9 protein-coding genes are annotated in these 8,695 nt (G+C 68.3%); 2 read left to right on the plus strand and 7 right to left on the minus strand.

Features of this window, described 5'->3' with window-relative positions:
* Positions 1-112 precede the first annotated feature (112 nt).
* From ACGF7Y_RS18295 to sdhC, 6 genes are all read right to left on the minus strand, one after another.
* Entirely contained in the window at positions 113-547 is a 435-nt protein-coding gene (locus ACGF7Y_RS18295) for a YbaB/EbfC family nucleoid-associated protein (protein WP_393235104.1), read from the minus strand.
* Positions 548-698: 151 nt separating this feature from the next.
* Positions 699-2,396: a WXG100 family type VII secretion target gene (locus ACGF7Y_RS18300; RefSeq protein WP_393235106.1), complete on the minus strand. Its 1,698-nt coding sequence runs from the start codon at positions 2,394-2,396 to the stop codon at positions 699-701.
* 244 nt (positions 2,397-2,640) lie between these two features.
* Positions 2,641-3,414, minus strand: a complete 774-nt coding sequence (locus ACGF7Y_RS18305) for a succinate dehydrogenase iron-sulfur subunit (protein WP_040865018.1) — start codon at positions 3,412-3,414, stop codon at positions 2,641-2,643.
* Positions 3,414-5,213, minus strand: coding sequence for a succinate dehydrogenase flavoprotein subunit (gene sdhA / locus ACGF7Y_RS18310; protein WP_393235108.1), 1,800 nt, complete (start codon positions 5,211-5,213; stop codon positions 3,414-3,416). Before sdhA ends, ACGF7Y_RS18305 begins: the two co-directional genes overlap by 1 nt.
* A 16-nt stretch (positions 5,214-5,229) precedes the next feature.
* On the minus strand, positions 5,230-5,661 hold the full coding sequence (locus ACGF7Y_RS18315) for a succinate dehydrogenase hydrophobic membrane anchor subunit (RefSeq protein ID WP_062971160.1): 432 nt from the start codon (positions 5,659-5,661) through the stop codon (positions 5,230-5,232).
* Positions 5,662-5,743: 82 nt separating this feature from the next.
* Positions 5,744-6,142 (minus strand): succinate dehydrogenase, cytochrome b556 subunit, encoded by a 399-nt coding sequence (sdhC, locus tag ACGF7Y_RS18320; protein ID WP_083863252.1) that lies wholly within the window; start codon positions 6,140-6,142, stop codon positions 5,744-5,746.
* A 275-nt stretch (positions 6,143-6,417) separates the two neighbouring features.
* Between sdhC and ACGF7Y_RS18325 the strand changes: the two genes are divergently transcribed.
* Both ACGF7Y_RS18325 and ACGF7Y_RS18330 read left to right on the plus strand, forming a co-directional pair.
* Complete coding sequence (locus ACGF7Y_RS18325; RefSeq protein WP_393235112.1) at positions 6,418-6,819, plus strand: cytidine deaminase; 402 nt, start codon at positions 6,418-6,420, stop codon at positions 6,817-6,819.
* Positions 6,820-6,918: 99 nt separating this feature from the next.
* Positions 6,919-8,208: a thymidine phosphorylase gene (locus tag ACGF7Y_RS18330; protein WP_393235115.1), complete on the plus strand. Its 1,290-nt coding sequence runs from the start codon at positions 6,919-6,921 to the stop codon at positions 8,206-8,208.
* A 299-nt stretch (positions 8,209-8,507) separates the two neighbouring features.
* Here ACGF7Y_RS18330 and ACGF7Y_RS18335 read toward each other — a convergent pair.
* Positions 8,508-8,695 (minus strand): hypothetical protein (locus ACGF7Y_RS18335; protein ID WP_393235118.1); only part of this gene is annotated, 188 nt, incomplete at its 5' end.

The raw sequence follows: 8,695 nt of genomic DNA on the forward strand, positions 1-8,695 counted from the left end.
CTGCTGCCGGCATCGCACGGTCGCATCCGAATCCCAGGCCCTTCCGCCGGCGGGAAGTTCCTCTCCGGTCGTCGGCAGGTACGCAGCATCGTCTGCACTACGCGGCCCGGTGCTATCTCGGGGGACCTTCGTTGTCCCCGCGGAAGAAGGCGCGAATTTCGTTGAGGCTGGGGGCGCCCGGGGAGATATCGGGCAGGTCGGGCAGGCCCTCGAGGTCGTCGTCGACGGGTGCGGCGAGGGCCTCGGCCTGCTGCTGCGCCCGGCGCGCCGCGGCCCGAGCGGCGTCCACGATCGCCCCGCTCAACTGCTCCGGTGTCTGGCGCATCGCCGCGGCCGTGAGGCGCAAATCCGTCAGCACGCCTGCGGCGTCCACGGTGACCTCTACCGATTGGTCGGGAGAACTCGCCTGCGTGCGAGCGTTTTCCAGTTCTCGGAACACATCGGCGAGTCGGCCCTGCTGACGTTCGAAGGAGTCGAGGAGATGTTCGAGCTGGTTGCGCATGCCGTTGTTGGCCGAGCGGAGGCCTTCGCGCTCCCATCGATCCATGCCACAACCTTCCGACTCGAAACCCTCAGCGGACAGCGACGACCGCGGACCTCCGAACGTGCCCATAATGATGACCGGCAGATGCGTGGCAACTCTCACCACTGGTGGGAAGGGGGAAGTCGGACGCCGTCCGCCCAGGCGGCGACGGGTCTCATCGCCGGTCCGGCAACTCCGCACGCGACATCGCAACCAACAGCCGACCAAGCACCTTCTGCGGGCCGTTGGCCTCGTCCTCACTCGATTCGACAGCGGCGAATCCCTCGGCCAGCGCTCTGCCCGGAACGAACAGACCCCGCTCGAAACAGTTGTCACCGAGCTGCGCCCGCCATCGCTTGTAGCCGGCGACCACCCGGCTCAGCGTCTCGCCGCGGGGGCCGTTGATCCGCATGTATTCGGTGATGAGCGCGCGTTGCGCCTCCTTGTGTGCCCGGAACCCGTCGGCGAGGTCGATCGCGGCGCCGAGTTCCCGCAGAATCGCGGCATACATCGGTCGCCGTGGAGGACCGGATCGGGTTGTCGCCCGGGAACGGCCGGCCAACATCCGAGGATCGATGACAGCAGCCTGAGCCAGCAGGATCCACGGCGTCACCTCCCCCGGTCGCTCTGCCGTGCTGCGATTCTCGACGGCAGATGGCGCACCCGTCACATCCCGGATCTCGATTCCGCGCAGTGCGCCCGGCATCCGCGGGAGGACGGTGTCGACAGCATCGGCGATGTCCTGGACCGTTGCCGCGGCGATACCCGCCGCGTCGAATCCGACGATCTCGATGTTGTGCCGAGCGGCCATCTCCCGCGCGATCCGCATGGCCTCGGCATCGGTTGCTCGGCGCGCACGCACGCTTGCGGGTTTCGGGGGCCGCTTCTGCTCGGGACGTTTCGGAGCCGGCTCCGGCTTCTTGCCCGCGGGCGGGCGGTCCGGGGTGCGTGGAGGAGATACCCGAGGCGGCGTTTCGTTTGCCGGCGCGCCCGAGGGGCTGGGAGCCTTTGCCCAAGGGGTGCCCGACCCGTTCCGCGTCCACGGCGTATTCGCCGACGGCTTGCCGGAGTCGTTGCGGCCGCTCGGCATCGTCGGTGGAACCGCCTGCTTCCCCGTCGGTGTATTCGCCGGCGCTCCCTGTCGCTCTGTGCCGTTACCGGGCGTCGTCGGCGATCCGGTCTCGGCTGCCGGGGGTTGGTCGCCGGATTCGTCCTCGGGCGATTCGGTTTCTGGGGAATTACTCGTCGAATCGTCCGGCTGTCCGGATTCCGGAGGTTGCTGTCCGGACGCCGCGGGCTGCTGTCCGGACGCCGTGGGCTGCTGTCCGGATGCTGCGGGTTGCCGGCCAGATTCCAGGGGTTGCTGTGTATCGATACTGCCGCGGTCGTTCGGGGCGTCGGGCTGCGGACGGGCGGAGTCTCCGTTCGCCGGGCGATCGGGCGTGCCCGGCGGCCATGTGGAATCGCTTGTGCGGCTGAGGGGTTCGCTGGACCTCGCCTGCGGAATGGGTCCTGCCGACCGGTTCCGGCTCGGTGCGTCCGGGTACGGGATGCCATCGTCGACCGAGTTTCGGATGTTCTGCCGCCCGTAGTGGTCCCCGTCCTCGAACGCATCGGCCGCATGCTTCATCGCGGAACTCATCGCCCGAATGTCCGCGACGAGGTCGTCGAACCCCTCCAACGTACGGTCGGCACCGGGCTTGTAGGTGTGTGCGAACGTCTCGCCGGCTTCGTCGTCACCCCAGAACTCACCTTCGTCGGCGAGTGCCGCCTTCAGTTCGTTCGCCACCCGTTCGGCGTCTTCGGCCGCCTGCCGCAACTCCGCCGCCGATTCGCGCAGCTGGGCCGGGTCGACCGACAGTGCTTCGGCCACGGGACCCCCTGGGGCGATATCGAGACGGCCCGGCCGCCTTCGGCTGCTGAACGGGACGTCGCGCATCGGCGAACCGCCACGCGCCAGGCCGACCCGAGCCGAAGCATAAGCGACGTTCGCTGGTGTTCCCGTCGGCGGGAACGTGGCGGCCGCGTGCCTCGGCCCGTTCGAGATCCGCGAGGTTGTAGCGAAAGGCCGCCACCATCTCGGGATGGCGGCGGCCTTCGTCGTTCGGTGCCTGAGGTCAGCGGGTGAAGAGCAAGGCTCGTTTGACTTCTTGGATGGCCTTGGTGACCTCGATGCCACGCGGGCAGGCGTCGGTGCAGTTGAAGGTGGTGCGGCAGCGCCAGACGCCTTCGACGTCGTTGAGGATGTCGAGGCGTTCGCGGGCGCCTTCGTCGCGGCTGTCGAAGATGAAGCGGTGGGCGTTCACGATCGCGGCCGGGCCGAAGTAGCTGCCGTCGCTCCAGTACACGGGGCAGGAGGTGGTGCAGCAGGCGCACAGGATGCACTTGGTGGTGTCGTCGAACCGGGCGCGGTCGGCCTGGCTCTGGATGCGCTCGCGGGTGGGCTCGTTACCCGAGGTCATCAGGTAGGGCTTCACGGCGCGGAACGCGTCGAAGAACGGCTCCATGTTCACCACGAGGTCCTTCTCCACGGGCAGGCCGCGGATCGGCTCGACGGTGACGGTGATCGACTTGTCGCCCTTGGGCAGCATGTCTTTCATCAGCACCTTGCAGGCCAGCCGGTTGACGCCGTTGATCCGCATGGCATCCGAACCGCACACGCCGTGCGCGCAGGAACGCCGGAAGGTGAGCGTGCCGTCCAGGTAGGACTTGATGTAGGTCAGCACGTTCAGGAAACGGTCGGTCGGCAGGACCGGCACCTGGAAGGACTCCCAGTGCGCGCCCTTGTCGTCCTCCGGGTTGAACCGAGCCACCTTGACGGTGATCATCACCGAGCCCTCGGGGACCGGAGCGGGCTTCTGCGAAGAGGGTGCTTCGGCAACAGCAGTCATCAGTACTTACGCTCCATCGGCTCGTAACGGGTCTGCACCACCGGCTTGAAGTCCAGGCGGATGTCCGACAGGAGATCCGAGCCCTCCTTGTAGGCCATCGTGTGACGCATGAAGTTCACGTCGTCGCGGTCCGGGTAGTCCTCGCGAGCGTGGCCGCCGCGCGATTCCTTGCGGTTGAGCGCACCGACCACGGTGACCTCGGCCAGCTCGAGCAGGAAGCCGAGCTCGACGGCCTCGAGCAGGTCGCTGTTGTAGCGCTTGCCCTTGTCCTGCACGGTGATCCGCGCGTAGCGCTCCTTGAGCGCGTGGATGTCGGTGAGCGCCTGCTTGAGCGTGTCCTCGGTGCGGAACACCGAGGCGTTGTTGTCCATCGACCGCTGCAGCTCGGTGCGGATGTCGGCCACCCGCTCGTCGCCGTGCTCGCTGAGCAGCTGGGCCAGCCAGTCCTGCACCATCTGCGCCGGGTTCTCCGGCATCTCGACGAACTCGCTGCGCTGCGCGTATTCCGCGGCGGCGATGCCCGCGCGACGGCCGAACACGTTGATGTCCAGCAGCGAGTTGGTGCCCAGCCGGTTGGCGCCGTGCACCGAGACGCACGCGCACTCACCCGCGGCGTAGAGGCCGGGGACGACGTCGCTGTTGTTGCGCAGCACCTCGCCGCGAATGCGGGTCGGGATGCCGCCCATCACGTAGTGACAGGTCGGGAACACCGGCACCAGTTCCTTCACCGGGTCCACACCCAGGTAGGTGCGGGAGAACTCGGTGATGTCGGGCAGCTTCTCCTCGAGCACGTCCTCGCCGAGGTGGGTCACGTCGATGTAGACGTAGTCCTTGTTCGGTCCCGCGCCGCGGCCCTCCAGCACCTCCAGCACCATCGAGCGGGCGACGATGTCGCGCGGCGCGAGGTCCTTGATGGTGGGGGCGTAGCGCTCCATGAACCGCTCGCCGTCTGCGTTGCGCAGGATGCCGCCCTCGCCGCGGACGGCCTCGGAGATCAGGATGCCGAGCCCGGCCAGACCCGTCGGGTGGAACTGGTGGAATTCCATGTCCTCCAGCGGCAGGCCCTTGCGGAACACGATCGCCATGCCGTCGCCGGTCAGGGTGTGCGCGTTGGAGGTGGTCTTGTACATCCGGCCCGAGCCGCCGGTGGCGAACACGATCGACTTGGCGTGGAAGACGTGCAGTTCGCCGGTGGCCAGCTCGTAGGCGACCACACCGGTCGCGACGGGGCCCCGATCGCTCTCGGTCAGCACCAGGTCCAGCACGTAGAACTCGTTGAAGAACTCCACGTCGTGCTTGACGCAGTTCTGGTACAGCGTCTGCAGGATCATGTGACCGGTGCGGTCGGCGGCGTAGCACGCGCGGCGGACCGGGGCCTTGCCGTGGTCGCGGGTGTGCCCGCCGAAGCGCCGCTGGTCGATCTTGCCCTCGGGCGTCCGGTTGAACGGCAGGCCCATCTTCTCCAGGTCGAGCACCGCGTCGATGGCCTCCTTGGCCATGATCTCCGCGGCGTCCTGGTCGACCAGGTAATCACCACCTTTGACGGTGTCGAAGGTGTGCCATTCCCAGTTGTCCTCTTCGACGTTGGCCAGCGCGGCGCACATGCCGCCCTGGGCCGCGCCGGTGTGGCTGCGGGTCGGGTACAGCTTGGTCAGCACCGCCGTCCGAGCACGCGGGCCGGCCTCGATCGCGGCGCGCATGCCCGCGCCGCCCGCGCCGACGATGACGACGTCGTAGCGGTGCTCCTGGACAGGACGAGATTCACCAGTCCCAATGGTTCGTTCGCTGCGCTCACTCATGCGAGGGGGCCTGTTCCTAACTGATGTTGGGGTCGAAGGTGAAGATGACGTAGGTGCCCACGCCCATGATCAGGATCATCGAGATGGCCAGCAGGGTCTTCAGCCAGAACCGGGTCGAGTCCTTGCGGGAGTAGTCGTCGATGACGGTGCGCAGGCCGTTGCCGCCGTGCAACTGCGCCAGCCACAGCATGGTCAGGTCCCAGAACTGCCAGAACGGGCTGGACCAGCGACCGGCCACGAAGGCGAAGTTGAGCCGCTTCACGCCGCCGTCGAGCAGCAGCATGATCGCCATGTGCCCGAGCACCAGCACGATCAGCAGCAGGCCGGAGAAGCGCATGAACAGCCAGGCGTACTTCTCGAAGTTGTTGTTCGAGCGCGCGCGCGGCGAGCGTGGCAGATCCAGGCTGGCCGGACGGTCGTAAGACTTACCGATGACAGGTGCGCTCATGCCTCCACCTCGCTGGCGCTCGGTTCCGGCATGACCGCACCGGCGGCTGTGTTCATTGGGCGCTCGCTTCGCTCGCTCATTGTCAGTGCTCCGTGAACAGGTAGAAGAACTGGCGCCCGATCGCGGGAACGGCCAGCAGGAACCAGATCGCGAGAATGATCCAGAGCATCAGGCGCTGGTACTTCGGGCCCTTGGACCAGAAGTCCACCAGGATCACGCGGACGCCGTTGAGCGCGTGGAACAAGACGACGACGACCAGGCCCATCTCCATCAACGCCACGATGGGCGTCTTGTAGGTCTCGATCGCTTCGTTGTAGGTGTCCGGGCTCACGCGCACCAGGGCGGTGTCCAGTACGTGAACGAAGAGGAAGAAGAAGATGGTGACCCCGGTGATCCGGTGCAGCGCCCACGACCACATTCCGGGGTCGCCTCGGTACAGCGTCTTCCGCTTCGGCTGGGCCGGAGCTTCAATCGTGGTCATAGAGTGCGGTGCCTCCAACGTCGTTGATGGACCCGGTCGCAGGTCCGACGCCGACGGCGTGGCGGGCGAATGCCCAGGTGGCTGTACTCCGGCCCGTCGCAGGAACCTGAACCGATCTGTTCTGGACTCTAATCCTCCAGCAATCCCGGAACTAATTCGGCGTACCGTGCGTTGCGCGACAGTCGATCGGGTTAGGCTTACCTTTCTTGATGTGTGCGGGGTTCCGTCGTGGCCCTTGCGCGGCCGCGATCGGGCCGGTTCGAGAGAGGTTCCACATGCCGGAAATCGACTGGAAATTGCTGCGTGACAACGCATTTCGAGTTATGCGAAACGCCTATGCGCCGTACTCGCGGTTTCCGGTCGGCGCCGCGGCTCTCAGCGGCGATGGTCGCGTGGTGAGCGGTTGCAATGTGGAGAATGTCTCATATGGATTGGGCCTGTGTGCCGAATGTGTACTCATCGGTAACTTGATTTCGGGCGGTGGGGGGCGTCTGGTGGCCGTCTCGGTGACCGATTCTCGCGGCGAAATCCTGATGCCCTGCGGTCGCTGCCGCCAATTGCTCTACGAGCACGGCGGGGCCGATCTCCTGGTCGATCACAAGGCCGGTGCGGTGCCGTTGCGCGCGCTGCTGCCGGACGCGTTCGGGCCGGACGATTTGGACGCCGGGCAAAGGTAGCGGCATCCCTCGCCGCGAAGGCGAACGCGGAGCGGGCCCGCGCTTCCATCCCATCGGCGAGAACCCGGGTGCACGTCGGCTCGTGCCAAACTGGCCACCGTGACGGCACTGGACGCGGTTTCGATCATCACCACCAAGCGGGACGGCGGCGAGCTGTCGGACGCGCAGATCGACTGGGTGGTCGACGGGTTCACCCGCGGCACGGTGGCCGACGAGCAGATGTCCGCGCTGGCCATGGCGATCGTCTGGCGGGGGATGACCCGGCGCGAGACGGCGCGGTGGACCGCCGCCATGATCGCCTCAGGGCGGCGCATGGATCTCACCGGCCTGCCGCGCCCCACCGTGGACAAGCACTCGACCGGCGGCGTCGGCGACAAGATCACGCTGCCGCTGGCTCCGCTGGTCGCCGCGTGCGGCGCCGCGGTGCCGCAGCTGTCCGGGCGCGGCCTCGGTCACACCGGCGGCACGCTGGACAAGCTGGAGTCCATCCCCGGCTGGCAGGCGGACGTGCCGGCGTCGCGGATGCGTGACCTGCTGGCCGACCCGGCCGTCGGGGCGGTGATCTGCGCGGCAGGCGCCGACCTCGCACCCGCCGACCGGCGGCTCTACGCCCTGCGCGACGTCACCGGCACGGTCGAGTCGATCCCGCTGATCGCCAGCTCGATCATGAGCAAGAAGATCGCCGAGGGCACCGCGGCGCTGCTACTCGACGTCAAGGTCGGCTCCGGAGCGTTCCTGAAGACACTCGACGGGGCGCGCGAGTTGGCGACCGCGATGGTCGAACTGGGCGCCGACGCGGGCGTCCGGACGGTCGCGCTGCTCACCGCCATGGACACCCCGCTCGGCCGCACCGCGGGCAATGCCCTGGAAGTCGCGGAATCGGTGGAGGTGCTGGCGGGCGGCGGTCCCGAAGACGTCGTCGAGCTGACCATCGCCTTGGCTCGCGAGATGGTCGCGCTGGCCGGGCTCGATACCGACCCCGCCGATGCGCTGGCCGACGGCCGCGCGATGGACCACTGGCGCGCGATGATCAGCGCCCAGGGCGGCGACCCGGACGCGCCGCTGCCCACCGCGAAGCACACCGAGACCGTGCGCGCCGACACCGACGGCACGCTGACCCGGCTCGACGCGCTGAGCGTCGGTATCGCCGCCTGGCGTCTCGGCGCGGGCCGGGCACGTCAGGGCGATCCGGTGCAGTCCGGCGCGGGCATCGAGATGCACGCCAAACCGGGCGACGCCGTCAGCGCGGGCCAGCCGCTGCTCACCCTGCATACCGACACCCCCGAGGCCTTCACCGGCGCCATGGCAGCCCTGCGCGACGCCGTCACCATCGAGGCAGCTACCGCGCCCGGTCCAGCCGCGCTGATCCTCGACCGCATCGTGTCCTGAACTGTCCGCAGCAACCCCAGCGGGCGGCGTGGGGCGCGTGTGCCTCCTTGGTCGCCGAAAGGGTGCGGCAGCCGCCGAGGAGGCGACGGACCGCACCGGTACCGCCCAGCCGATTCGGCGCTGCCGGGCGGCATCACCGGCGCGGTGTCGCGGCCCCATCGCCTCTCATCGCGAGTCCCGGTGCGTCTCGTCGAGCAGTTCCGCACGTAATGCCCCCGAGCCATCGCCCCACCCATTGGCGTGGTCGCCACATGGCCTGACGCCCCGCGTCGGCAACCGCGCCCGCACCGCTCGGATCATCACGCGAGCGCACTGCCCTGCGCCGCCACCAGCAGCGGCCGCACCTGGCGCGCACCGACCGCACTGCTCAGCGCCGCCACCCGCAGCGGCGGCACCTGGCGCGCACCGACCGCACTGCTCAGCGCCGCCACCCGCAGCGGCGGCACCTGGCGCGCACCGACCGCACTGCTCAGCGCCGCCACCCGCA

The sequence above is a fragment of the Nocardia sp. NPDC047654 genome, from assembly GCF_043205035.1.
GTDB lineage: Bacteria > Actinomycetota > Actinomycetes > Mycobacteriales > Mycobacteriaceae > Nocardia.

Excerpts from the sequence above, each read along its gene's own strand:
- ACGF7Y_RS18295 (WP_393235104.1), bottom strand. The coding sequence starts at position 547 with ATGGATCGATGGGAGCGCGAAGGCCTCCGCTCGGCCAACAACGGCATG.
- ACGF7Y_RS18305 (WP_040865018.1), bottom strand. The coding sequence starts at position 3,414 with ATGACTGCTGTTGCCGAAGCACCCTCTTCGCAGAAGCCCGCTCCGGTC.
- sdhA (WP_393235108.1), bottom strand. The coding sequence starts at position 5,213 with ATGAGTGAGCGCAGCGAACGAACCATTGGGACTGGTGAATCTCGTCCT.
- ACGF7Y_RS18315 (WP_062971160.1), bottom strand. The coding sequence starts at position 5,661 with ATGAGCGCACCTGTCATCGGTAAGTCTTACGACCGTCCGGCCAGCCTG.
- sdhC (WP_083863252.1), bottom strand. The coding sequence starts at position 6,142 with ATGACCACGATTGAAGCTCCGGCCCAGCCGAAGCGGAAGACGCTGTAC.
- ACGF7Y_RS18325 (WP_393235112.1), top strand. The coding sequence starts at position 6,418 with ATGCCGGAAATCGACTGGAAATTGCTGCGTGACAACGCATTTCGAGTT.